Source organism: Sphingobium anseongense, assembly GCF_037725245.1.
GTDB lineage: Bacteria > Pseudomonadota > Alphaproteobacteria > Sphingomonadales > Sphingomonadaceae > Sphingobium.
Window position 1 is genome coordinate 164,530 of sequence record NZ_JBBJUL010000003.1, and the last position, 23,309, is coordinate 187,838.

22 protein-coding genes are annotated in these 23,309 nt (G+C 63.3%); 10 read left to right on the forward strand and 12 right to left on the reverse strand.

Annotated elements, in window-relative coordinates; genetic code table 11:
- Positions 1-46: 46 nt before the first annotated feature.
- Positions 47-2,359 carry a DNA translocase FtsK gene (locus WG908_RS05365; protein WP_340185544.1) on the forward strand — a complete coding sequence of 771 codons (2,313 nt, stop codon included), beginning with the start codon at positions 47-49 and terminating at the stop codon, positions 2,357-2,359.
- Positions 2,360-2,678: 319 nt separating this feature from the next.
- Here WG908_RS05365 and WG908_RS05370 read toward each other — a convergent pair whose 3' ends face one another.
- The 4 genes from WG908_RS05370 to WG908_RS05385 form a co-directional block, all read right to left on the reverse strand.
- A complete protein-coding gene (locus tag WG908_RS05370; RefSeq protein WP_340185545.1) occupies positions 2,679-3,080 on the reverse strand; it encodes a putative quinol monooxygenase in 402 nt (133 codons plus the stop codon).
- Between the two features lie 259 nt (positions 3,081-3,339).
- Positions 3,340-4,443, reverse strand: coding sequence for an NADH:flavin oxidoreductase (locus WG908_RS05375; protein ID WP_340185546.1), 1,104 nt, complete (start codon positions 4,441-4,443; stop codon positions 3,340-3,342).
- Positions 4,444-4,742: 299 nt separating this feature from the next.
- Positions 4,743-5,612, reverse strand: a complete 870-nt coding sequence (locus WG908_RS05380) for an LLM class F420-dependent oxidoreductase (RefSeq protein WP_340185547.1) — start codon at positions 5,610-5,612, stop codon at positions 4,743-4,745.
- A gap of 84 nt (positions 5,613-5,696) precedes the next feature.
- Positions 5,697-6,548: a glutathione S-transferase family protein gene (locus WG908_RS05385; RefSeq protein WP_340185548.1), complete on the reverse strand. Its 852-nt coding sequence runs from the start codon at positions 6,546-6,548 to the stop codon at positions 5,697-5,699.
- 229 nt (positions 6,549-6,777) lie between these two features.
- Here WG908_RS05385 and WG908_RS05390 point away from each other — a divergent pair, with 229 nt between their 5' ends.
- Positions 6,778-7,176, forward strand: coding sequence for an EthD domain-containing protein (locus WG908_RS05390; RefSeq protein ID WP_340185549.1), 399 nt, complete (start codon positions 6,778-6,780; stop codon positions 7,174-7,176).
- A 190-nt stretch (positions 7,177-7,366) separates the two neighbouring features.
- Here WG908_RS05390 and WG908_RS05395 read toward each other — a convergent pair whose 3' ends face one another.
- Positions 7,367-7,894, reverse strand: a complete 528-nt coding sequence (locus tag WG908_RS05395) for an SRPBCC family protein (protein WP_340185550.1) — start codon at positions 7,892-7,894, stop codon at positions 7,367-7,369.
- Positions 7,895-8,174: 280 nt separating this feature from the next.
- Between WG908_RS05395 and WG908_RS05400 the strand changes: the two genes are divergently transcribed.
- Positions 8,175-8,597, forward strand: coding sequence for a nuclear transport factor 2 family protein (locus WG908_RS05400; protein ID WP_340185551.1), 423 nt, complete (start codon positions 8,175-8,177; stop codon positions 8,595-8,597).
- Positions 8,598-8,665: 68 nt separating this feature from the next.
- Here the strand turns inward: WG908_RS05400 and WG908_RS05405 are convergent, their stop codons facing one another.
- From WG908_RS05405 to WG908_RS05415, 3 genes are read right to left on the reverse strand one after another with little or no spacing between them, the layout of a single operon-like run.
- A complete protein-coding gene (locus WG908_RS05405) occupies positions 8,666-9,844 on the reverse strand; it encodes an acyl-CoA dehydrogenase family protein (RefSeq protein ID WP_340185552.1) in 1,179 nt (392 codons plus the stop codon).
- Positions 9,845-9,846: 2 nt separating this feature from the next.
- Positions 9,847-10,710, reverse strand: coding sequence for an HpcH/HpaI aldolase/citrate lyase family protein (locus WG908_RS05410; protein ID WP_340185553.1), 864 nt, complete (start codon positions 10,708-10,710; stop codon positions 9,847-9,849).
- The gene (locus WG908_RS05415) at positions 10,707-11,159 is read right to left on the reverse strand and encodes a MaoC family dehydratase (protein ID WP_340185554.1); all 453 of its coding nucleotides are present in this window, start codon (positions 11,157-11,159) and stop codon (positions 10,707-10,709) included. The genes WG908_RS05410 and WG908_RS05415 overlap by 4 nt, the downstream gene beginning before the upstream one ends.
- 122 nt (positions 11,160-11,281) lie before the next feature.
- Here WG908_RS05415 and WG908_RS05420 point away from each other — a divergent pair, with 122 nt between their 5' ends.
- The gene (locus WG908_RS05420; protein WP_340185555.1) at positions 11,282-12,520 is read left to right on the forward strand and encodes an acetyl-CoA hydrolase/transferase family protein; all 1,239 of its coding nucleotides are present in this window, start codon (positions 11,282-11,284) and stop codon (positions 12,518-12,520) included.
- Between the two features lie 16 nt (positions 12,521-12,536).
- On the opposite strand, the gene WG908_RS05425 is transcribed toward WG908_RS05420, so the two are convergent.
- On the reverse strand, positions 12,537-13,334 hold the full coding sequence (locus tag WG908_RS05425; protein ID WP_340185556.1) for an enoyl-CoA hydratase/isomerase family protein: 798 nt from the start codon (positions 13,332-13,334) through the stop codon (positions 12,537-12,539).
- Positions 13,335-13,429: 95 nt separating this feature from the next.
- Here WG908_RS05425 and WG908_RS05430 point away from each other — a divergent pair, with 95 nt between their 5' ends.
- Positions 13,430-14,197: an SDR family NAD(P)-dependent oxidoreductase gene (locus tag WG908_RS05430; RefSeq protein WP_340185557.1), complete on the forward strand. Its 768-nt coding sequence runs from the start codon at positions 13,430-13,432 to the stop codon at positions 14,195-14,197.
- 99 nt (positions 14,198-14,296) lie between these two features.
- Positions 14,297-15,085: an SDR family oxidoreductase gene (locus WG908_RS05435; protein ID WP_340185558.1), complete on the forward strand. Its 789-nt coding sequence runs from the start codon at positions 14,297-14,299 to the stop codon at positions 15,083-15,085.
- Between the two features lie 73 nt (positions 15,086-15,158).
- Here the strand turns inward: WG908_RS05435 and WG908_RS05440 are convergent, their stop codons facing one another.
- The 3 genes from WG908_RS05440 to WG908_RS05450 all read right to left on the reverse strand — a co-directional run bounded on the left by WG908_RS05440 (position 15,159) and on the right by WG908_RS05450 (position 18,789).
- Complete coding sequence (locus tag WG908_RS05440) at positions 15,159-15,896, reverse strand: NADPH-dependent F420 reductase (protein WP_340185559.1); 738 nt, start codon at positions 15,894-15,896, stop codon at positions 15,159-15,161.
- Positions 15,897-15,957: 61 nt separating this feature from the next.
- The gene (locus WG908_RS05445; protein ID WP_340185560.1) at positions 15,958-18,096 is read right to left on the reverse strand and encodes a molybdopterin-containing oxidoreductase family protein; all 2,139 of its coding nucleotides are present in this window, start codon (positions 18,094-18,096) and stop codon (positions 15,958-15,960) included.
- Positions 18,097-18,159: 63 nt separating this feature from the next.
- Positions 18,160-18,789, reverse strand: coding sequence for a PaaI family thioesterase (locus WG908_RS05450; protein ID WP_340185561.1), 630 nt, complete (start codon positions 18,787-18,789; stop codon positions 18,160-18,162).
- 250 nt (positions 18,790-19,039) lie between these two features.
- On the opposite strand from WG908_RS05450, the gene WG908_RS05455 reads away from it, so the two are divergent.
- The 4 genes from WG908_RS05455 (at position 19,040) to WG908_RS05470 (ending at position 23,308) form a co-directional block, all read left to right on the forward strand.
- On the forward strand, positions 19,040-19,903 hold the full coding sequence (locus WG908_RS05455) for a MaoC family dehydratase (protein ID WP_340185562.1): 864 nt from the start codon (positions 19,040-19,042) through the stop codon (positions 19,901-19,903).
- Between the two features lie 62 nt (positions 19,904-19,965).
- Positions 19,966-20,886: an SDR family NAD(P)-dependent oxidoreductase gene (locus WG908_RS05460; RefSeq protein WP_340185563.1), complete on the forward strand. Its 921-nt coding sequence runs from the start codon at positions 19,966-19,968 to the stop codon at positions 20,884-20,886.
- Positions 20,887-20,891: 5 nt separating this feature from the next.
- Positions 20,892-21,701, forward strand: a complete 810-nt coding sequence (locus tag WG908_RS05465) for an enoyl-CoA hydratase/isomerase family protein (RefSeq protein WP_340185564.1) — start codon at positions 20,892-20,894, stop codon at positions 21,699-21,701.
- A 152-nt stretch (positions 21,702-21,853) separates the two neighbouring features.
- On the forward strand, positions 21,854-23,308 hold the full coding sequence (locus tag WG908_RS05470; RefSeq protein ID WP_340185565.1) for a 3-oxoacyl-[acyl-carrier-protein] synthase III C-terminal domain-containing protein: 1,455 nt from the start codon (positions 21,854-21,856) through the stop codon (positions 23,306-23,308).
- The last annotated feature ends 1 nt before the right edge of the window (position 23,309 follow it).

A 23,309-nucleotide genomic window follows, 5' to 3' on the forward strand; every position in this document is an offset into this window, starting at 1 on the left:
TCGGCGACAAGTGGCGCACGGAACATTTGGGGGACAAGGGAAAGCCATGGCTGTCAGCCGCGGGGTGAAGCGCACGCCGGAATGGCGCGAGATGCTCAAGCGCAGCCTGATCCGCAGCGGTGCGTTGATCGGCGCGATCGCGCTGATGATCGCGACCCTGTTCCTGGCGCTCGCGCTGTTGAGCTATACGCCGAGCGACCCGTCGATCATGACCGTCGCGGGCGAAGGCGTGCGCAACGTCATGGGTGCGCCGGGCGCATGGGTCGGTGACCTGCTGCTGCTGCTGCTGGGCGTCCCGGTCGCGCTCGTCCTGCCGTTGATGGCGATCACCGCGCGGCGCATGTGGGGCGATCTCGACATGGCGGGATGGAAGGCGCAATTCGGCAAGTGCCTGGTGGGCATCGCGTTTATCGGCATCGCGCTGTCGCTGTTCCAGCCCGAACCGCTGGTGGGCCTGCCGTCGGGCTGGGGCGGGATGGTCGGCCTGGCGACCACCAAGGGCGTGATGAGCCTGACCGCGCAGGCGCCCCAGGCGTTGCGCGGCTGGATCCACGGCGTCGTCATCCTGCTGGCGCTGATCGCGGGCGGCTATATCTGGTATCGCAGCCTGGCGCTGGAAAAGCCGCTGCTGGAACTGCGCCGGCCGACGCTGCCCCGGCTGATGCTGCCGCGCCCCAGTTTCGGATCGGCGAACGTCGAGGACGACGACGAGCCGGTGCCGCAGGATCGGATCGTGGCGCCGCGCAAGGCCGTGTCCAACGAACCCAAGCCACCCATCACCATCCAGACTCCCAAGCCCGCCCCGGTGCAGCGGGCGATGGCGCCGGTCAGCCAGGACGACCTGTTCGGCAACAGTTCGCTGCCCTCGCCCGACCTGCTCAATCCGGTGCCGGTGAACCAGGGCATGAAGATCGACAAGGCGGCACTGGAGCGCAACGCCCGGCTGCTCGAAAGCGTGCTCGACGATTTCCATGTGAAGGGCAATATCGTCGAGGTCCGCCCCGGCCCGGTCGTCACCATGTACGAACTGGAGCCGGCGCCCGGCATCAAGGCGAGCCGGGTGATCGCGCTGGCCGATGACATCGCCCGCAACATGTCGGCGCTGTCGGCGCGCGTCGCGACGATTCCGGGGCGCACCGTCATCGGCATCGAACTGCCCAACGCCAATCGCGAGGGTGTGTCCTTCCGCGAGCTGATCACATCCGAACAGTTCGGCCAGGAAGCGACGCTGCCGATCATCCTGGGCAAGAATATCTCGGGCGAACCGATCATCGCCGATCTGGCGCCGATGCCCCATCTGCTGATCGCCGGTACGACGGGATCAGGCAAGTCGGTGGGTTTGAACGCGATGATCCTGTCGCTGCTCTACCGCATGACGCCCGATCAGCTGCGCCTCATCATGATCGATCCCAAGATGCTGGAACTGTCGACTTATGACGATATTCCGCATCTGCTCGCCCCGGTCGTCACCGCGCCGGACAAGGCGATCCGCGCGCTCAAATGGGCGGTCGAGCAGATGGAGGATCGCTATCGCATGATGGCGTCGATTTCCGTCCGCAACCTTGCCAATTACAATGAAAAGGTGCGCGCGGCCAAAGCCAAGGGCAAGCCATTGGGCCGCCGCGTCCAGACCGGTTACGACCCCGAAAGCGGCAAGCCCATCTACGAGGAGGAACAGCTCGATTTCCAGCCGTTGCCGCAGATCGTGGTGGTGGTCGACGAGCTGGCCGACCTGATGATGACCGCCGGCAAGGAAGTCGAATTCCTGATCCAGCGGCTGGCGCAAAAGGCGCGCGCGGCGGGCATCCACCTGATCCTGGCGACGCAGCGGCCGTCGGTCGACGTCATCACCGGCGTGATCAAGGCGAACCTGCCGACCCGGATCAGCTTCTTCGTCACCAGCAAGATCGACAGCCGCACCATCCTGGGCGAGCAGGGGGCCGAGCAGCTGTTGGGCAAGGGCGACATGCTGTATATGGCGGGTGGCAAACAGCTTACGCGCGTCCATGGCCCGTTCGTCAGCGACGACGAAGTCCGCATGGTCGCCGACCATTGGCGCGCGCAGGGCCAGCCGGACTATATCCAGGCGGTGACCGAGGAACCGGAAGAAGGCAGCTTCGCGCTCGACGGCGTCGACCTGGGCGACGACAGCCCGGACGCGCAACTCTATCGCAAGGCGTGCCAGCTGGTGTTCGACAATCAGAAGGCATCGACCAGCTGGCTTCAGCGGCAATTGCGCATCGGCTATAACAGCGCCGCGCGCCTGATCGAGCGGATGGAAGAGGATGGCCTGGTCGGCGCGCCCAACCATGTCGGCCGCCGCGAGGTGTTGCGCGACGAAAATGGCAATCCGCTGTGACAGTCAGGCCGCTGTGACAGTCAGGCCGCTGTGACAGTCAGGCCGCTGTGACAGTCAGGCCGATTTAGCAGGCAGGCGGCCGTAACAGGCCGAGATTATCGAGATGTCGCGACCGCCGTAACGGGCCGCTGCGGTCTGGTGCGGGGACGCCTTGGAGCAGCGTGCGAATAGTCGCGGCCACCTGATGTCCGTTCGGGCTGAGCGAGGGCGCTTCGCCTGCGGCTCAGGGAACGGGCATGATCAAAGGCCGGATGCGCCAGTCCCGCCCGATGCGAGGAGGAGGCGCGGCCCAGGCGAGCCGGGACCGCGCTTGCCTGCCTCAGCGCAGAACGAAAGCGTTCTTCTCACCGAACTTGTGTACCGACGAGGACCCGACAGGAAAGGCGTCGAAGATGCTGCGGTCGATGCTCATCCCGGAGAACTGCTCCATGAGGACCGGCTCGGTGCAGCATTCGAGCAGCTTGCGGTTATTCTCCTGGAATTCGGGAACCTGGCGAAGCTCCATCGCGACATCTTCGTCCCATGACGCGAAAACGACGAATTCGTTGGGATCGCGGGCCCAGCCCTGGAATGCGAAGATGCAACCGCGATAGTAGAAAGGCTTGGCTTCCTCGCAGACATTTTCGAACAGGTCGAGAAACTCCTGACGACGTTCGGGATTCACCTTCCAACGAACCAGGAACGCATTGCGGTCGCGAGTAAAGGGTGATTTTTCAGTCATGAGCTTCTCCTATTCTTGATTGCGACCGCTCGAAAGCAGCATCCCGGCGCGCCGCGTTCAGATGTCCGATCGTAATTCGAACCCGGCGGGAACACCATTGCCGGCGACCTCGATCATGCTCGGCCGGGCATGATGAAAACGCAAACTTTCTCCAGATCTAGGATATAGTATCTGCACTTCCATGCCGGGCTGGTCAACGCCAATCATGCTGCTGCCTGTTCGTCAAAAAATTCACGTACCGGTCGCGCACGCACCCCGGTCAGTGCCCCAGGCCCATATCCTGTTCGTCCGAAACAAGGCCGGGGAAAGTCCGAAGATAGGTAACGAATTCGCCGGTTACACCCTCTTCACGCAGAAACGCGACGGAAACCGGCTGCGGCGGGGACATATAGGCCGGATCGGCACGCACCCGCTCGGGAAAATCATGGCGCAAAATGCCCGCGCGGCCAATCGTCACGAAATCGCATCCGGCGTCGATCAGGCTCGTCGCCGTGGCGGCATCCATGATCTTGCCGGCCGCGCCGAGGCGGACATTGCCGCGTGGTATGTCAGTGAAATAGCTCAGCAGGCTGCGCCCCTGAAACGCTTCCTCATGCGGTTCCTTGGCCACGTCCCACAGCGACATGTCGAGATAGTCGATCTGGCCCTGCTGCATGATCTCGCCCGCCAGTTCCCGCACTTCGGCCAGTTGCATGCCAAACCGCTCGGGCGACAGGCGCAGCCCGACCTGAAAATCGGGGCGGCACCGGCGGCGTATGCCGTCGATCACTTCCAGCATCAGGCGGGCGCGATTTTCAATACCGCCGCCATAGCGGTCATCGCGCCGATTGATCGTGGGCGACAGGAATTGGGCGAGAATATAACCGTGCGCGCCGTGGATCTGGACGCCATCGCAGCCCGCCGCGTCGGCCCGCAGCGCCGCCACGATGAAATCCTCCCGCAGCTGTTCCACCTCATCCAGGCTGAGGCTTCGGGCGCCGTTGCGCGCACTGTCGGACGGCGCGACGGGGGTGCCGACCAGTGCCGCGTCGGCGCGTTCGCCACCATGGTAGAGCTGCACCGCCGAGACGCCGCCATTGGCGCGGACGGCGGCAGCGAACTGCGCCAGCCCGTCGACATGCATGTCGTCATAGATGCCAAGCTGGCCCGGATAGCCTTGCCCCACATGCTGAACCGGCGCGGCGGCGGTCATCACCAGCGCGAACCCGCCCGCCGCACGCATGGTCAGCCAGCGGATTTCCGGTTCGGACAGGCGGCCATCCGCATGGCTTTGCTGGTTGGTGAGCGGAGCGAGCATGAGCCTGTTCTTGAGGGCAGGGCCGCGTGCCATCGGCAGCGGCTCGAACAGCGTGCTATGCGACATTCCATTCTCCAGTCGGGATGACCATGGGGTTGTCCCGGTTCCATCTACATCGGTTGCGTCGGATGGCGACGACGCAAATATTCGGCCGTGCTGCTGAATCCTTCACGCGGCCGCCGGTCGCCCGTTCCTGATGGCGCCGGGCGATGCCGTCCGCCGCCGCCACTTAGGACATCCTGCCTGCCCCGACAAGTCGGTGCCGCCATTTCTGCTGCCGGCCCGCACGCTGGCCGCGCGAGCGGCGTGGGTCCCCCGCGTGGCGTCCCAGCCGCACGTCGGCGCGGCCGGAACCGTCCCCCCTTTCATGCGCCGATGAACTCGTCGGCGAAGTCCCGCAACAGCGTCATGCCTTCATCGACCGAATAGCATTTCGGGCTGAATATGATCTCATCGAGGCCGATCGCTTCATAGTCCGGCAGCGCTGCCTTGTGCTCGTGAAGCAGGGCGATGTCGGTTGCGCCCAATTGCCGGTAGAGTTCGGACATGGCGCGACCGCTTTCCGCCATATATCCGCTCAGTTCGTCGAGGATCTGGCGATATTCGGCCAATGTCTTCCAGTTGATGTAAAAGCCGTCCCCCAGTTTCGCGACCCGGCGAAGGGCAGGGGATGTTTCGCCGCCGATGATGATCGGGGGGTAGGGTTTCTGCGTTGGCAGGGGATTGATGCGTCCGCCGTTGAAGCTGGTGAATGTGCCCCGGAAAGCGTCCTCGCTCCCCGACCATAGCAGCTTCATCACCTCGATATGCTCGTCGGTGCGCTGGCCGCGCTCGGCAAAGGGAATGCCCAGAGCGTTGAATTCCTCGCGCATCCAGCCGATGCCGGCGCCGTAGAAAAATCGGCCGCCGCTCATGAAGTCCAGCGTCGCTATGGCCTGCGCCTGCTGGATCGGCGGACGGTAAGGCGTGACGGCAATGCCCGTACCCAGCCTGATGGTCTTGGTTGCGCCCGCGACGACGCCCAGGAAGACGAGCGGATCGTACCAAGGCGTCTGCGATTCGAATGCGCCCGCCGGATATACCGAATCGTCGAAATCATTGGGCATCAGCACATGCTCGCCGACCAGAATCGCGCTGTAGCCGAGGCGTTCGGCTTCCTGCGCGAAAATCATGACATCCGCGGCGGTGGGCGTGCGACCAAGCAACTGACTGCAACATATTCCGTACTTCATCATGAACCTCTCAATCTTATGATTTTCATGGCCAGGCCGGCGGGAGGGCGGTCAGCGCCAAGGTCGTTTATCGCCAGCGTGCCGCCTTCACAAAGCGATGGGGGTGCGGAAATAGGTGCGGACGATATAGTCGCGATGGTCGAGCAATATCCGTGGCACCGGCTGTTCCAGATAGATTTCCAGCAACGGGCCGATGCCCCGGAAATAATCGGGCATCGTGCACAGATCCGCGCTCATCGGCGCGAACAGGTTGCTGAACGAGGGCCAGTATATGTCGGCTGCGGTCAGGCGATCGCCGAAGAAATAGGGCTGGCCTCGGGCCGCTTGCGCCTCGAGCCTGCGCACCATGGAATCGAGGATCGCCAGGACGCGCTTGCGGGCATAGTCGTTAGTGACGGGCGACACATATTTTTTACGCATCAGGCTGTTGCCGTCATCCTGATCCCTGGGTCCGCGCTCGCCCGACAGGAGCATCAGGCGCGCATTCCATCCAAGACCGTCTTCCCCGCAAATTTCATGGCAAAAGCCCATGACCGCGATACGCTCGTCCTGATCGGCGGGAAGCAGGCGCGGCTCGGGCTGCAACTGTTCGGCAAGGACCAGCTTTTCGGCCCAGCCGATGCGCGGCTTGTCATCATGATACATCAGCACGGGTGCGGAAGTCTGACCCGTCCAGGCCCGGAGCGGTTCATTTTCCTGTCCCGGCTCCTGCGGCACCGCGATATAGTCTATGCCCTTGATGTCGAAGATCGCCTTGATGGCGACGCTCCAGGCGCCGGGCACCCCGCGCGTGAAGGCGACCCGCAGTCCGGGCATCGTCCGGGCCTGTTCGACCGGAACATAATTCACCGTCGCATCTGTCGTCATTTCGCTCTCTCCCGCAGCGCCGCGCGCCATCGTACCGTTGAATATCGTCATCGGATCGCCGCGATTTGCCATGCAAAGCCGCTCTGCCCGTTTAGCGTCTGCCGGTGTCGGCGTGCCGCCATCCTTTGTCTCTGGAACCTACATACTAAGCAATATGCGTTCATATACGAAAGCGGCAAATGCGGTCGGGTCGGTTGATCTGGCGATCGGCCTGATTCAACCATAGATGTGGTCGGAGGACGGGCAGATGCGAACGGCTTGGCCGCCGCTGCCCCATTTCGCGTCGCACGGAGGAAGTCGGGTGTTCAAGATCCTATGGCTGATGAAGCGCAAGCCCGGCACGTCCATGCAGGATCTGATCGACTATTATGAAGGCACCCATGCGGTGCTGGGCACCGAATTCTGGAAGACGACGAAGCTGGCGCCGAAAAAATATATGAGGCGATATCTTCATCCCGCCCAGGCCGTGCTGACGCCGGCGGCAGAACCGGGGGTGGAACCGGGGGCGGAGGCGCCCTATGACGTCGCGACCGAAATGTGGTTCGACCGGCGCGAAGATTTCGACATGTTCATGGCGGCGGGCACGACCCAGGCGGCGATGAAATTATTCATCGACGACGAACTCAGATTTCTCGATCGTGAAACGACCGTCACGTTCATTCTGGAAGAACATGAAACGGATCTGTGCGCGATCGGCTGACCGATCCGCCGCCGCCGCGGTCGTGATCGGCCGTCAATCAAGCCCCAATCCCAGGGGGTATCGCCAGTACGATGCGCGGCATGCCGACGATCGGGCGATGGGGCCGGAACGGAGCGGTCGCCCCATCCCGGCCATCAAGCTCCTGTGCGATATCGCAAGCGCGATACTGATGCCGATACGGCGCGCCGGATTATGCCGGGACGGATTCCTGGGCCTTCTGCTTTTCGAAATAGCGTCTGAAACCCTTGAGGATGGCGTCCGAATAGGTCCGCTCGATGAGCGATACCATCAGGTTCAGGTCCGCTTCCTCGATGATGTCGAATTCCGACTTGAACGTCATCAAGGTTTCGCCGGTGGGCAGAACGTCCAGCATCGTCGTCGCCAGATAGTTGCGGAACTCGCTGCGCAAGACCGCACCGTTCGGGTTGGGCCGGAACACCATGTCGTAAACGATGCGCTTGGTGACATCGTCCTGAAGCCACAGCTTTTCATCGACGGCCGAGCCGGTGACATGCCGCACGACGCGCGTGCGCGGCACGGCGTTGGGCTCTCCGACCAGTTCCACGCTCGCGATGTTGGGACCCGGACGACCGCCATCTTCCGGCTTGATCCACCAGCGTTCAAAGCCCGCCCAATCGGTCAGCAGTTCCCAGACGGCGTCGATGGGGGCATCGACAATCCCGCGAAACTCGGCATGGCCTCTCTTATACTTCTGCATATCCTGTCTCCAAAAACAGTCCTTGACCGGGCCTGCCACGGGACGCGGTGCGCCAGGATGCGCCACGCGCGAACGGGCCTAGTATTGGCATACTACATATTCGACTATATCACCCTGTCAAGGGTGGGTTCCGCGTGCAGACATGCTATCAAGCAACCCGCTTTTTGTCCTGCGGCGCCGCGCTTTACCGGTATCGCAGCGATCGAATCGACATTTGAGGAACGCCGGAGCAAACGGATCGAAGCCCGGTCATTGACGTCCAGGAATATAGGGAGGATTTATGCTGAATTCCGACGACAGGTTAGCCTTGCTCGAACTGGTCAACAGATATGCCTATCATATCGACCTGTGGCAGGTTGACGCCTGGGCCGGCCTTTTCCTTGAAGATGGAGTCCTGGACGAAAGCGTCATGGGCATGGGGCGCTACGAAGGGCAAAAGGCGATCGCAGCCTATGGCGCGGAGCTGGAAGCCGATGTCCTGCACGTCGTCCACCTGATGATGAACCACGTCATTCTCGATGCCCAGTCCGACCGCGCGTCGGGCACCGTGTTCGCGCTGGTCGAAGCCAATACCCGCAGCACCGGGCATGCGCGCTATTATATCCGCTATGAAGACAGCTATGTCAGGACCGCGGCAGGATGGCGCTTTGAACTGCGGACGATCCACCCGCTGTTCCCGCCGCAGAATCTGTCACCCGCCTGAAACCAGGCCGACCAGCACGCCGCAAGGAAGGCGTGCTGGTCGGCAAGAAGATCGTCGAGGGCCGCTTCTCAATAGCTTTTGGGAAGATCCAGCACCTTTTCCGCGATGAAGCTCATGATGAGCTGTTCCGTGATCGGCGCGAGGCGCGTGAACGCCACTTCCCGATACAGCCGCTCGACATGATATTCCTTGGCATAGCCAAAGCCGCCATGGGTCGCCATCGACTGCCAGCAGGCATCCTGTCCGGCACGGGCGCCCAGGAATTTGCCGGCGTTCGCTTCCGCGCCGCAGGGCAGGCCGCTGTCATAAAGTTCGGCACCGCGGATCACCATCTGCCAGGCGCTTTCCAGATACATCCAGCGTTCCGCCAGCGGATGCTGAATACCCTGATTCTGGCCGATGGGCCGGTCGAACACGACGCGCTCGCGCGCATATTTCGCGCCCCGGCGCAGCGCATCCTGGCCGACGCCGATCGCTTCCGCGCCGATCAGCACCCGTTCGGGATTGAGGCTGTGGAGCAGATAGGAAAAGCCCTTGCCCTCCTCGCCGATCCGGTCTTCTTCGGGAATGAACAGGCCATCGATGAAGATCGCATTCGAATCCACCGCCTTGCGCCCCATCTTCGGGATCTTGTGGACGTCGATCTTGGTCCGGTCGAGGTCGGTGTAGAAGATGGTCATGCCATCGGTCGGCCGCGCGCAATCTTCGATGCGGGTGGTGCGCGTCAGCAGCAGGATCTTGCTGGCGACCTGCGCCGTCGATGTCCACACCTTCTGCCCGTTGACGACATAGCCGCCGGGAACCTTCTCCGCGAACGTTTTGATCCGGGTGGTGTTGAGGCCGGCGTCAGGCTCGGTCACGCCGAACGCGACCTGGTCCTCTCCGGCTATCAGCCGGGGGACCCAGCGCGCCTTCTGTTCGGGCGTACCCTTGACGACGATGGGATGCGGACCAAAAAGGTTGACGTGGATCGCCGACGCTGCGGTCATGCCGCCGCCATGGGTGGCGACCTCGTTCATCATGATCGCCGCTTCAGTCACGCCGAGGCCGGCGCCGCCATATTCTTCGGGCATGGTGATGCCCAGCCAGCCGGCTTCGGCCATCGCCTTGTGAAACTCGAACGGGAAAACCCCGTCCTCATCGCGAGCGAGCCAATATTCGTCATCGAAACGGGTGACGACGGCGCGCACGCCTTCGCGGATGACATCGCGCTCTTCCTGCGTGGGGAGGGGGCGGGGTGAGGACATGCTTATACTCCTGCCAACGTTCTGCGTGCGGCTTTAAGGTGAGGGATATCGTACATTTTTCCACCGATGCCCAGCGTGCCCGCATCCGGCGACGCGGCAAAGGCGTCGACGATCGCCTGTGCTTCGGCGATCTGTTCGGGGGTGGGTGAAAAGGCGGTGTTGATAACGGCCACCTGGTCGGGATGGATGGCGATACGGCCGACGAAGCCGTCCCGGCGGGCGCGGCGGCAATCCCTTTCCAGTCCCACAGGATCGCGGAAATCGGCATAGAGCGTATCGAGGGCCAGCACTTCCGCGGCGGTCGCGGCGAACAGGCATTGCGCGCGCGCCACCTGGTAGGGGAAGGTCCAGCTGCCGTCGTCTTCCTTGTTGTCGGTGGCGCCGATCACGGCGGCCAGATCCTCCGCGCCCCAGGTCATGGCGACAAGGCGGGGATGGGCCGGGGCATAGCTGCCAAGGTTGAACATGGCCTGCGCCGTTTCGGTCGCGACGACCGCCAGCTTGACCGTTCCCGGCGCCATGCCCGCCTGGCTTTCCAGCCGATCCAGTTCCGCGCCGATGCGGTCCAGGTCGTGCGCGGAGTTGGCCTTGGGAATGAGCAGCCCGTCCAGCCCCGGCTTCACCACGGCGGCCATGTCGTCGAAGGTCATGCCGGTATCGAACGGGTTGACGCGGACGAAGAAGCGCCAGGACCGCGCCGACCGGTCATCGAGCAATCCCGAGACATGGGCGCGGGCCGCGTCCTTCATCGACGGCGCGACCGCATCTTCCAGGTCGAGGATCAGCGCATCTGCGCCGACCGACGCGCCCTTGGCGAATTTGCGTTCGCTGTCGCCGGGTACGAACAGCATCGATCGAAGCTTCATGCGGGGCGTCCCATCATCAGCGCGTTGCGCTTGGTCGAACAGACGATTTCATCATGCTGGTTGAAGCCGATATGTTCGAAGGTGACGATGCCCTGGCCGGGCCGCGAGGCGCTGGGACGCAGCGCGTCGACGCGGGTTTCGGCACGAATCGTGTCACCGGCGAAAACGGGCCTGGGGAATGTGGTGTCGCTCATGCCCAGATTGCCCACGGTGGTCCCGAGCGTCGTATCCTGAACCGAAAGTCCGATGACGAGGCCGAGGGTGAAAATCGAATTGACCAGCGGCTTGCCGAACTCCGTGCCGGCGGCATAGGCGTGGTCGATATGGATGGGCGCAGGATTATAGGTCATCGACGAAAACAGCATATTGTCCATGTCTGTGACGGTCCGCCGGATCTCATGCCGAAACGTCTGGCCGACTTCAAACTGATCGAAATATAAACCCGCCATTCTCTTAGCTACCCCCGCCTAGGCCCTACATACTAGATGCTGATTGACAGCATGTCGGCCACTTGTAAATATTCCATCTTTGGCCTGGCGTCACAAGGCCACGATCATGAAAGTTCCGAAAAATGCCTATCGAACTGGATGCCGACGCGCTGGTGGCGATGCTGCCGTCTGGCGGACGAACGCTCGTTTCAGGCTGCTCGGCGGAATCCCTGTTGCTTGCCGACGCGGTGGAGCGGGCCGGCGATGGGCTGGGTCGTATCATTTTCACCGGAATTTTCGTGCCGGGATTGAACCGCCGCACCTATCTGGCCAACCCATCCTGCGTCACCGAGACATTCTTCCTGACGCCGGAGTTGAAGGCGGCTGGCCAGGCCGTGACGTTCCTTCCACTCTGCTATGCCGATATTCGGCAGCGTCTGCTGAACGATCCTCCCGATGCCGCCCTGATGATGGTGTCGCCCCCCGATGAGGAGGGGATGTGCAGCTTTGGTTCGACCGTCGACTTCCTGGCGGAGCTATGGCCGCGGATTCCGGTGCGGCTTGCCCATATCAATCCGCTCATGCCGCGCACGAAGGGGCAGGCGCAAATCCCGCTGGCCGAAATAACGGCGATGGTCGAAGCGCCCCAGGCGTTGCTCGGCACGCCCGACAGCGGCAGCGATGCCGTGGCGGACGCGATTGCCGGCCACATCGCGCCCCTGATCGCCGACGGCGCGACCTTGCAGACCGGCCTTGGCAAGGTGCCGGGCGCGGTATTCCGGGCACTGACGGGTCGGCGCAACCTGCGCGTTCATTCGGGGCTGATCGGCGATGCCGTCGTCGATCTGGAGGAAGCGGGCGCGCTCGCGCCGGGCGTGGCGGTGACGGCGGGCGTCGCCATCGGCTCCGAACGGCTGTACCAGGCGATCGGCCGCCCGACCTATCGCTTCGCGCCTGTATCTGTCACGCATGATGCCGCGACCATCGGCGCGATTCCCGATTTCATCGCCATCAATTCGGCTACCGAAGTCGACCTGTTCGGTCAGGCCTATGCAGAAGTGGGTCCCAAAGGCTTCATGTCCGGCCCAGGCGGCGCCACCGATTTCGCGCGCGGGGCGAAGGTCGCGGGAGGGTTGCGCATCGTCGCGCTTTCCGCAACCGCCGCCAAGGGCGCGATCAGCCGCATCGTGGCACCCAATGCGGGGGCCGGGCCGGTGTCGCTCGGCCGCATGGATGTCGACATCGTCGTGACCGAGTTCGGCCTTGCCGATCTGCGCGGCGGTACTCATTCCGAGCGCGCCGCCGCGCTGGTCGCCATCGCCGCCCCCGACCATCGCGACCGGCTGACGGGCGAATGGCGATCCTTCTTCGACAAACTGTGATTGGGTCGAACGCGGTTCAGCGCTTCCTGGACAGTTTTTCCTGCATCGCGCGCATCAGTTCCTTCAATTCCGCGCCCTGGAACAGACCGCTGACCGCCAGCCGCTCGGCATTGCGGCCCTGCGCCCTGTCAAGATCGGTGGCCAGTTCAATGGCAAGCTTGCCCGCGCCGAACGCTTCCGGCGGCAGGGCGGCGAGAGACTGGCAGAAGGCAAGTGCCTGCTCGTTCAATTCGTCCTGGCCATGCACTTCGTGAAGTATGCCGATCGCCAGTGCGCGTTCCGCATCGATCTGCCGATTGGCAAGGACGAGCCAGCGCGCCCAGTGCGGCCCGGCGATGCGTACCAGGCGGCTGGTGCCTCCCGATCCCGGAAGTGCGCCGAAGCTGATTTCGGGCAGGCCGAATCGGGCTTCGGTGCTGGCCAGGCGGAAGTCGGCGCAGAGGGAGAGTTCAAGCGCGCCGCCCAGGCAAGGCCCCTGGAAAGCGACCACGATCGGCTTTTCGATGGCTTCCCACTCATCGCCCAGCCCGTGGAGGCTGCCGGCGCCCTGCCGATACCAGCTGCGGAAAGCCTTGGGGCTGGTGAGCGACGCGTCGGGGGCGAGCCCTCCATTGAGATCGATCCCCGCCGAAAAATATTTTCCGTTCGCGGTCAGAAGCATCGCGCGCAACTCGTCACGGTCACGCAGCCGTGCCGTGGCTTCGCGCAGGCCGTCCAGCATTTCCATGCTGATCGCGTTATATTTTTCCGGCCGGTTGAACGTGACGTGGATCACGCCCTGATCTTCGGTGATGGCGATTTCGGGGTTGGGCATTTGACAGTCCCTGTATAGTATGAGCGAACTAATAGGATTTCGCGATGGCCTGCACCATAAGTTGCGCCGTCGCAAGAGGGAAGAAAGGTCAGGATATGGAGAAGGCTTTTGACGGCGGCGTGGCTATCGTCGCGGGCGGGAGCGGCGGCATAGGGTCGGCGATCTGCGAGCATCTCGCCGCTGCCGGGGCGAATGTCGCCCTTACCTACCGGTCGCGCAAGGAAGCGGCCGACGCTGTCGTGGAAAAGGTGCAAGCGGCTGGCGCCGAAGCGCTGGCGATGGCGGTGGACCACACCGATCCCGACGCGATGAAGGCATTTGTGGATGCGGCGGCGGACCGTTTTGGCCGGGTCCATTCGGTGGTTTATGCCGCCGGTCCCCACATTCCGATGAAATTTCTGAATGCGATCACGCCCGCCGAATGGAAGCAGGTGTTCGACAATGACGTGAACGCCGCGTTCAACCTCGTCTGGGCTACCCTGCCGCATCTCAAGGCGGGCGGCGGCGGATCGCTGGTCGCGGTCATTACGGCCGCCGTCGAGAAAGTGCCGATGCGGGACATCTGCTCGGCCGCGCCCAAGGCGGCGATCGAGATGCTGTTTCGCGGCGTGGCGCTGGAGGAAGGGCGCTTTGGCATCCGTTCCAATTGCGTCGCGCCAGGCTTCATCGACGCGGGCCTTGGGCATGAGCTGATCGCAAGGCCGGGCATAGAGGATTGGATCGACGGGCTGCGCAAGATGCTGCCGATGAAGAAGTTCGGCGGGGCCGAGGATATCGCCGAGGCCGTCACATTCCTGCTGTCGGACAAGGCCAAATATATTACCGGGCAGTCGCTGGCCGTCGACGGTGGCCTGCAACTCTAGGAAGCAGGGACGGGCGCTGCGCGGCCGTTGCGCGTAAAGCCCGTCCTCCCGTCATGCAGTTTCCAGCACAGCCGCGATTGAGCAGGAAAGACGAGGACGATGGATCTGGGCATCAGCGGGCGCAGCGCCATCATCAATGGCGGTAGCGCGGGATTGGGTTTTGGAACGGCCATGGCGCTGGGCGGGGAGGGGGTCAACCTCTTCATTTCCGCAAGGAATGAGGAAAGGCTGCAACGGGCGTGCGAAAAAATTCGCAGCGCAACCGGCGCACGGGTGGAAGCGATCGTTGCGGATCATGCGACGGTTGAAGGTCGGCAACTTATCCTCGATCGCTGCCCCCACCCGGATATCTTTGTCGGCACCTGTTCGCCGCCACCCTATATCGAGAATTTCCGGCAGATTTCCGACGAGGACTGGCGCGCGAACCTCGACATGACCTTCATCTCGCCGGTCGAGTTCATTCGAGCCATTGTCGATGGCATGTGCGAACGGGGATGGGGCCGCATCCTCAATATCGCCACCGCAGCGGTGAAATTTCCGCATCCCTGGCGCATTCTTTCCGGCGCGCCAAGGGCGGCGCTGGTCAATTATACGGTCGCGGTCGCTCGTGTCGTCGCCCCCCACGGCGTGACGATCAATTCCCTGCTGCCGGCGATGCACGACACCGATGGCATCCGCGATATCTATGCCGCTCGCGCCGTCGAGAAGGGGATCAGCCTGGAGGCGGAACTGGAGGATGCTATTCGCACGATCGGCATTCCGGTCGGCCGGTTCGGATCGGAAATCGACTTCGGCGCGATTGCCGCGATGTTCTGTAGCGCGCAGTCCAATTACATCACCGGCCAGAGCCTGGTGATCGACGGCGGGGTAACCAACGCGACATATTGAGGGTGCCGATGCGTCTTCGCGCCTAGCCGATTGGCCGGACGGGAAGACGCATCGGCAGATGCGCCTATGCCGTTCAGGCGGTGCCCGCCCGATTCATCTCAATCGTATCGTCATGGGTCAGTTCGTCATAGCGCGCCATGAACTGGGTGATGAGCGCTTCGCGATTTTCCGGTGCGCGCTTCTTGTCGGCCGCAGCCAGAGCCGAATTCAGTTCATCGAGCGTCAGTTCGGTGCAATAGGCGGGCGTACCGGGCTGCTGCCTCCACGAGTCGGCCAGCGAGCCCGCGTCCAGCGCGTCGAAGCCGGTGTCGTCGACCAGTTGCATCGCGACTGCCTTTGCCTTTGCATCGTCGCCCGCGACGGGCAGCGCGATCCGCCCGGCGGCGCCGGCCGGCTTGCCTCTTTCGGCCAGCGTGGCGGCCAGCACCGCATTCCATGCCTTTATGACCGGGCGGCCGATCTGCTGGCTGACCCAGACGCTTTCCGGCGTGCCATTGTCGAGGCCGTCGAGCGTGCCGTCGCGGAAGGGGTAGTAGTTGGAGGTGTCGATCACCGTCACATCGGCGGGCACGTCGGCGAACAGACTCGCCAGATGATCAGCATAGCTGAGGAACGGGATCGACAGGATGATCGCGTCGACATCCTTGACCGCATCCTGCTTGTGGACGGCTTGCGCGCCGGTTGCGTCGGCGAGTTCGCGCAAGGTTTCGGGGCCTTTGGAATTGGCGACCTTGACCTGATGCCCAGCTGCGGCCAGTTTGCCCACCAGGCTTGCGCCGATATTGCCTGCGCCGATGATACCGATCTTCATGGATAATCCTTCATTCTGATTTTGCGTCGTGTGGATGGGTTATGAAACGCATTGCCGATCCTCAGGCGTCGTACCGCTGCGCCTGCACGGGCACCGAACTTTGCCGGGGCATGAAATTGATGGTTTCGAGGTCGATGTCGAGCGAGACGAGACGGCCCGAAAAGGCGTCGGGATCGGCTTCGCCCGAAACGTCGGGATTGCCCCAGCCGTGGCACATCGAAATGACGCCGGGCTGAAGCCCCCCATCCCTGCGGACACGCCCGATCACGACTCCGCCGGTCCGGCCGGTCAGCTTGACGGTGCCGCCGTCGGAAACCCCGAGCCCCGCCATATCCTGTTCATTCATGTAGATGGGATTGGTGGGGAAGCGGCGACGGGTCTGCCCGGACTGGGTATAGGCGCTGTTCATCACCTCGATCAGCCGCCGGGGTATCAGCCGATAGGGATAGCCCGCGACATCGTCCTGGGCCTGATACACGGCCTGGATCTCGGCCTCGACATCGGGCGGGCACAGATCGAGCCGCGCGCCATTATCCTCCCCTGCGGACTGGACCACCGTTTCGGCCTGCGTGAAATGGATGCCGCCCGGATTTGCCTGCAATTCGTCATAGCTGCCGCGACCCGCATCGGCGAGCCAGCGGACCATGTCCTCCGCCGTGGTCTGATCGGTGATTTCCAGTTCCGGTCCGGGAATGTCGCGATGGGCGAGACCAAAGGCGGGCCGGCGCATATGCATGGTTTTGCCCATGCGGCGCGCCATGCCATGAAAGAATTCCCAGTCGTCAATGACACCGGCTGGCCTTTGCAGGAACGGTTCGGCGATCTGGGCAAAGGTGGTGGGCAGCATATATTCGAGCGCCAGGTTGAAATCATGATGCTCGTAATGGCCGCTGGTGGCGATCACATAATCGGCCATGCGGCTCGTCACATTGTCGCGCACGTCGAGCGATACCAGCAGGTCGAGCTCGCGCAGCATCGGAATCGTGCGATCGGGTTCGGGCAGGGCCTTGACCAGATTGCCGCCGACATGGATCAGCGCGCGGATGCGCCCCTTTTCGTTGCCGACGACTTCCGCCGGTAACTGCGAGGTGGGATATTCGCCGCCCAAAGGGCCTATATCGACAGTGCGAAGCCTGACGCCGGATTCCCATGTCCGGTTGGGCGGCAAAACGCCCTCGCCAGGTGCGGGGCCGGCAAAATAGCCGGCGTTGCCCACCCGGTCGCCCGCCTTGCGATATCCGCCGCAGATCGCGTTCAACGCCTCGACCAACTGCTCTGACAGGTTGGAATTGAGCGCCATGGCCGTTCCGGTCCCCGTCACCGCCGATTTGCGCTTGGCGCTGGCGAAGATGCGCGTGGCTTCATGCAGGGTGTCGACGTCGATGCCCGTGCGCGCGGCCACATGATCGGGCGTGAACGGCGCCACGGCGGCGCGCAGCCGGTCAAGCGAGGTCGTGAACCGGGCGCAGAAGGCCTTGTCTTCCAGCCCCTCCTCCAAAATGATGCGGATCATGCCGGCGAACAGCGCAGGGTCTTGGCCGGGCCGCACCGCCAGATGCAGATCGGCCGAACGCGCCAGCTCGGTCTTGCGGGGATCGACGACGATGAACTTCGTGCCCGCCTTGCGCGCGTCGCGCACATGCTTGATCGGGTTGGGCGAAGGCAGGCCGTAGCAGGCGTGCGACGCGGCCGGGTTGGAGCCGATCACCATCAGCACGTCGGCGTCGGGTATCTTGTGCTTGCCGGCGAGGTACATGCCCATGCGTCCCGCCGTCACCCATTTCGACGACTGGTCGACGGTCATGCTGGAAAAAAGATAGGGCGATCCGATCGCGTCCATCCACGCCTTTGCCGCCGGGACGCTGAGCACATTGCAGTTTGCGCCGGTGCCGTAATAGAGCGCCACCGATTCGATGCCATGCTCGGCGATGATCCGGTCCAGCTTCGCGTGAATCTCGTCCATCGCCGTTTCGGCGTCGATATTCTCGACGGTTCCGTCGGCGTTGCGGCGAGTGCTGCTCAGCAGCCGGTCCTCGCCATTATGGAAGTCCTTGGTGGCGGCGCCCTTGATGCAGAAATAGCCCTGTGAAACGGGGTGGTTCCGGTCGCCCCGGATGTCCTGGATCACGCCGTCCTCTTCGGTCACGACCAGCCCGCATGATGCTGCGCAGTTGCGGCAATAGGTTGTGTGCGTCGCCATCAGTTCATCCTCTCGTCGTTCCGACGACAATCTTCGCTGTCGCCCGTTCTTTTTCGATCCCGCTCAAAACGGCAATTGGCGCGGTTCCAGGAACAAGCCTCGCGCCTCTGCGCACAGGCGGTCGCCATCGTGCAAGGTGCCGTTCACATAGGCCTTGCGCCCGTCGATCTTTTCCAGCCAGGTGGTGTAGCGCAGCTCCTTGTAGAGCGGCGTCGGCGATCGGTAGCTGATCTGAAGATCGACGGTCAGTCGTACCACACCCGCCTGAACCACGCCCAGCAATTCGTCGAAGGTCGCGGCGATGAACCCGCCCTGAAGCATGCCGGGCGCCCCCTGATGCGGATGGCCATAGGTCGCATAGGCTTCGGCCCTGTCACCGTTCAGCACCAGCCGGAACGGCGGCGCGAGCGGATGCAGCCTGCCGGTGAAAGGACCCAGTTCGCTCAATTCGCCCATGCCGGTCAACGCGCCTTCGATCGACCGGACGTGCGCCGGGCGTCGCGGATGCTCCGCCAGCAGCGCGGACGCGCGCCTCACACAGGCTGCGACATCTTCGAATACGGCGTCCTGCGCCATCGAGCAGGAAAAATCGTCAAGCAGCGAGCGGATCGACTCGGCCGCCGCCAATCGGCTGGTCAGGGCATGAGCCTGCGCCTGCCTTTCGATTTCCGCATTGTCGATGATGCTGCCCATGGCCTATCCCGGTTCGAAAGAGCAACGATGTGCCGGTCGCGTCCGGCGGGCATCGCGCATATACGGGCGGCGCGCTTGCGCATCGCTGCCCATGATGATGGCACGGTTCAAAAAGGTTGGCAGTTCCGCAGAAGGCGCTATTCACCGCCAGGACACAAAACGAGCCACAGCTTCTCTGACCTTTCTTGTTCCTAAATCCTAAATGGTCTAGGGGAAGTCAACATCAAAGCAGCCGGGGGAGCCCAGAATCGTGAATCTCGACCTTTTGCAGCGTTTCAAGCTGGACGACAAGAATCATGATTATAGCGTCAGCGAAACCATTCTCTACGCGCTGGGGCTGGGATATGGCAGCGATCCGACCGACGAGGAACAGCTGGCTTTCGTTTATGAAAAGGGTCTGAAGGCTGTTCCGGCGATGTGCAACACGATCGCGCATCCCGGCTTCTGGATCGACAGGCCCGAACTGGGGATCGACTGGGTCAAGGTGCTCCATGCCGAGCAGGCGTTCGAAATCCACTCGGAAATCCCCGTGGAAGGTCGCATGCGTGGCGAATATTCGATCCTGAGCATCGAGGACAAGGGCGCCGACAAGGGTGCGATCATGAAGATGCAGAAGCGTCTTTTTGACCGTGACAGCGACCAGTTGTGCGCGACCGTGACGCAGACATTGTTCCTGCGCGGCGATGGCGGCCAGGGCGGGTTCGGCGATCCGGGTCCAGGCCTCGCGCCGCTGCCCGAAGGCGAGCCGGATTTCGTCATGGACATTCCGACCATGCCGCAGATCGCGCTGATCTATCGCCTGAGCGGCGATCTCAATCCAATTCACGCCAGTCCTTCGACAGCGCGCAAGGCAGGGTTCGACCGGCCTATTCTGCATGGGTTGTGCACCATGGGCCTTGCCGCGCGCGCCGTGATCAGCCGCCTGTGCGATGGCGACCCCGCCCGCCTGCGGTCGATGGAAGTCCGGTTCAGCAGGCCGGTGTTCCCCGGAGAGACAATTCGGGTGGAATTTTACCTCGGCGGCGATACTGTCCGGTTCCGCTGCCGCTCGGTCGAGCGCGATCTGGTGGTGCTCGACCGGGCGAGCGCCCATGTCGAGGGCGCAAAGAATTAGTATATTGACACTAATTGCTAAAACTGTAGTCGATACGACATCAAAAGAAGATGGGATGGAACATGGCTCAATCGAAAATTCTTGAAGGCAAGGTCGTGATCGTGACCGGAGCCGGCAACGGCGTCGGCGCGGAAATCGCGAAGATGGCGGCGGCTTGCGGCGCCAGCGTGCTGGTGAACGACCTTGGCGGCGCCGCCAGCGGCGGCGGTGCGGACAGCACGCCGGCGCAGCGCATCGTCGATGAAATCACGGCTGCCGGCGGCGTCGCCGCGCCGAGCTTCCATTCGATCGCGACGTGGGAATCGGCCGAAGAGATCATCCAGGACGCGATCAAGGCGTTCGGCAAGATCGACGCGGTGATCAACAATGCGGGCATCTTGCGCGATGTCATCTTCCACAAGATGACCAAGGAAGATTGGGACCTGGTTCGCGCCGTCAACCTCGACGGCTATTTCTACGTCTCGCGTGCGGCCGCTCCCTATTTCAAGGAGCAGGGCAGCGGCGCGTTCGTGCACATGACCTCGACCAGCGGCCTGATCGGCAATATGGGCCAGGCCAACTATGCCGCCGCCAAGCTTGGCGTTGCCGGTCTGTCGAAGTCCATCGCCATCGACATGCAGCGCTTCAACGTGCGTTCCAACTGCATCGCGCCGTTCGCTTTCACGCGCATGGTCGGCACCATCCCGGCCAATGACGAAGCCAACCGCAAGCGCCTCGAAATCGCCAAGCGGATGACGCCCGACAAGATTGCGCCGCTCGCCGTCGGCTTGATCAGCGATGGCGCCGCCGACGTCAGCGGCCAGATCTTCTCGTCGCGCATGAACGAGGCGATCCTGTTCAGCCAGCCGCGTCCGATCCGCACCGCGCAGACCTCCGACGGCTGGACGCCCGAAACCATCGTCAGCCATGTGCTGCCCGCGATGAAGCCGAGCTTCTATCCGCTCGACATCTCGTCGCACGTCTTCACCTGGGATCCGTTCTGATCCCGATGGGCGACGACGCGCCATATCTGGTCGACCGGGCCGATGGAGTTCTCACGCTGAGCTTCAATCGCCCGGCGCAGGGCAATGCGATCCCGCAGGAAGCCGTGCCGGGATTGACCGAACTGTTCGCCTCGATCTCCAGCGATCCGACTGTTCGGGTGCTGCTGGTTCGCGGCGAGGGGGCGCATTTTTCCGCCGGCGGCGACGTGCGCAGCTTTGCGCGGGCCATAGAGCAGCCGGTCGAGGCGCGACGCAGCGACTTCACATCGCGGCTGAACGCGGTGCGCGGCATGGTCGAGGCGTATCTGTCGATCGAAGTGCCGGTCATCGCGGCCTGCCAGGGCGCCGTGGCCGGGGCGGGCCTGATGTTCGCGCTGGGCGCGGACTATGTCGTCGCGGACGAGACGGTGACCTTTCTGTTCTCGCATCAGCGAGTGGGCCTGCCGCCGGACGGGGGCGTCAGCCTCTTGCTGCCGCGCGTGGTCGGCCAGCGCCGTGCGGCCGAACTGATCCTCACGGCTGCAAGGGTGGGCGCGGACGAGGCATTCCGCATCGGCCTTGCCACCCGGATCGTGGCCGCGAGCGAGTTGGCGAGCGAAGCTGCGGCGCAGGCGAAGCGGTTCGCCCGCGCGCCGGTGGGCGCGGTGCGACAGGCGAAAAAGCTGGTCGCGTCGAGCGGCGAGCAGTCGGCTGCGGCGCAGCTGAGTGCGGAACGGGATGCGATCGTCGAAGCGGTCGGCACCGCCGATTTCGAGGAAGGGGTTCGTGCCTTCATCGAAAAGCGGCAGGCCGTCTTCCCATCCGCATCGGATTGACGCACATGATCGGCCCCGGCCCGCGCTGAGCCGCGCGGGCCGGGCTGAAGACATCTGGCATCAGGCCGGAGACGTGACATTTCGCGGGACTGGCGGTTCTATGGGTCTTTGCGAGCGTTCGGTGAGCACCTAACTACACGAGTGGAGTTCCGATGGCAGACTTTGGTATTAAGCGGTTCGGCGGCTATGTCCCGCGTCTGCGGATCGAACGGTCGCATATCGCCGAGGCGCACAAGTGGATGGCGCCCGGCCTGCGCGGCCAGGCGAAGGGCTCGCGCGCCTTTTTGAGTTGGGACGAGGACGCGGTCACCATGGCGGTGGAAGCCGCGCGCGACTGCCTCAACGGCGGCGGCGCAGGCGGGATCGAGGCGATCCATCTGGCGTCGACCAGCCTGCCCTATGCCGATCTTCAGCACGCGTCGCTGGTGGCGAGCGCGCTGGGGTTGCCAAGGGAGATTTCGAGCAGCGATGCGGGGCATTCGCAGCGCGCCGGAACATCGGGCCTGTTGCAGGCGCTCAAGGTGGGCGAAAATGCATTGTTCATCGCGAGCGACGCGCCCGTTGCCAAGCCCGCCAGCACGCAGGAACTGAGCTACGGCGCGGGATCGGCGGCGTTCCTGCTGGGATCGGGCGACGATGTCGCCGCCAAATTGATCGGCGCGGGAAGCGTAACCGCGCCGTTTGTGGACCATTTCCGCGCTGCCCGGTCGCGCTATGACTATTTCTGGGAAGAGCGCTGGGTGCGCGATGAAGGCTATGCCAAGCTCGCGCCCGCGGCGATCGCCCAGGCGCTGGCGAAGGCCGGCATCGCGGCGAGCGACATCACCCATTTCGTCATGCCTTCGATGCAGCGCGGCGCGGCCGATGCGGTCGCCAAGAAGATCGGTTTTGCCGGCAAGCCGGCGGACGGCCTTGAAAATGGCGTTGGCTATGCCGGTGCGGCGCATGCGTTGCTGATGCTGGCCAACGTCCTGGAAACGGCGAAGGCGGGCGACAGGATCCTGCTGGTCGGTTTCGGTCAGGGCGCCGATGCGCTGGTCTTTGAAGTGACCGGCGCGATCGAGGGTGCAAGGCCCCGGCGCGGTATCGCCGCCGCCATCGCCGACGGCATCGCGACCGACAGCTATTTGCGGATGCTGTCCTTCTACGATGGCATCGACCTGGAATGGGGCATGCGTTCGGAGAAGGTCGCCAAGACGGCGCTTACCGAGCAATATCGTTCGTCCGATCAGATTGACGGCCTGGTGGCGGGCAAGTGCGGGAAATGCGCCACGATCCAGTTCCCCCAACTCGAATATTGCGTGAATCCGGAATGCAACGCGCCGGCCAGCCAGTTCGAGGATTATTCGCTTGTCGATGCCCCGTCCCAGGTTCTGACCTACACCGCCGACTGGTTGTCCTATCACCCGGCGCCGCCGCTCTATGTCGGCTTCGTGCAGTTCGACAACGGTGCCAGGATCCTGATGGAGATCGTCGATGTCGGACCTGAAGGCCTTGAGGTCGGAACGCCCTTGAAGCTGAGCTATCGCATCAAGGAGCGCGATCGCGCCCGCGATTATAACCGCTATTTCTGGAAAGCCTCGCCTACCGGCCAGGCGGGAGCATAAG

Excerpts from the sequence above, each read along its gene's own strand:
- WG908_RS05365 (WP_340185544.1), top strand. The coding sequence starts at position 47 with ATGGCTGTCAGCCGCGGGGTGAAGCGCACGCCGGAATGGCGCGAGATG.
- WG908_RS05370 (WP_340185545.1), bottom strand. The coding sequence starts at position 3,080 with ATGACTGAAAAATCACCCTTTACTCGCGACCGCAATGCGTTCCTGGTT.
- WG908_RS05375 (WP_340185546.1), bottom strand. The coding sequence starts at position 4,443 with ATGTCGCATAGCACGCTGTTCGAGCCGCTGCCGATGGCACGCGGCCCT.
- WG908_RS05380 (WP_340185547.1), bottom strand. The coding sequence starts at position 5,612 with ATGATGAAGTACGGAATATGTTGCAGTCAGTTGCTTGGTCGCACGCCC.
- WG908_RS05385 (WP_340185548.1), bottom strand. The coding sequence starts at position 6,548 with ATGGCAAATCGCGGCGATCCGATGACGATATTCAACGGTACGATGGCG.
- WG908_RS05395 (WP_340185550.1), bottom strand. The coding sequence starts at position 7,894 with ATGCAGAAGTATAAGAGAGGCCATGCCGAGTTTCGCGGGATTGTCGAT.
- WG908_RS05400 (WP_340185551.1), top strand. The coding sequence starts at position 8,175 with ATGCTGAATTCCGACGACAGGTTAGCCTTGCTCGAACTGGTCAACAGA.
- WG908_RS05405 (WP_340185552.1), bottom strand. The coding sequence starts at position 9,844 with ATGTCCTCACCCCGCCCCCTCCCCACGCAGGAAGAGCGCGATGTCATC.
- WG908_RS05410 (WP_340185553.1), bottom strand. The coding sequence starts at position 10,710 with ATGAAGCTTCGATCGATGCTGTTCGTACCCGGCGACAGCGAACGCAAA.
- WG908_RS05415 (WP_340185554.1), bottom strand. The coding sequence starts at position 11,159 with ATGGCGGGTTTATATTTCGATCAGTTTGAAGTCGGCCAGACGTTTCGG.
- WG908_RS05420 (WP_340185555.1), top strand. The coding sequence starts at position 11,282 with ATGCCTATCGAACTGGATGCCGACGCGCTGGTGGCGATGCTGCCGTCT.
- WG908_RS05425 (WP_340185556.1), bottom strand. The coding sequence starts at position 13,334 with ATGCCCAACCCCGAAATCGCCATCACCGAAGATCAGGGCGTGATCCAC.
- WG908_RS05430 (WP_340185557.1), top strand. The coding sequence starts at position 13,430 with ATGGAGAAGGCTTTTGACGGCGGCGTGGCTATCGTCGCGGGCGGGAGC.
- WG908_RS05435 (WP_340185558.1), top strand. The coding sequence starts at position 14,297 with ATGGATCTGGGCATCAGCGGGCGCAGCGCCATCATCAATGGCGGTAGC.
- WG908_RS05440 (WP_340185559.1), bottom strand. The coding sequence starts at position 15,896 with ATGAAGATCGGTATCATCGGCGCAGGCAATATCGGCGCAAGCCTGGTG.
- WG908_RS05445 (WP_340185560.1), bottom strand. The coding sequence starts at position 18,096 with ATGGCGACGCACACAACCTATTGCCGCAACTGCGCAGCATCATGCGGG.
- WG908_RS05450 (WP_340185561.1), bottom strand. The coding sequence starts at position 18,789 with ATGGGCAGCATCATCGACAATGCGGAAATCGAAAGGCAGGCGCAGGCT.
- WG908_RS05460 (WP_340185563.1), top strand. The coding sequence starts at position 19,966 with ATGGCTCAATCGAAAATTCTTGAAGGCAAGGTCGTGATCGTGACCGGA.
- WG908_RS05465 (WP_340185564.1), top strand. The coding sequence starts at position 20,892 with ATGGGCGACGACGCGCCATATCTGGTCGACCGGGCCGATGGAGTTCTC.
- WG908_RS05470 (WP_340185565.1), top strand. The coding sequence starts at position 21,854 with ATGGCAGACTTTGGTATTAAGCGGTTCGGCGGCTATGTCCCGCGTCTG.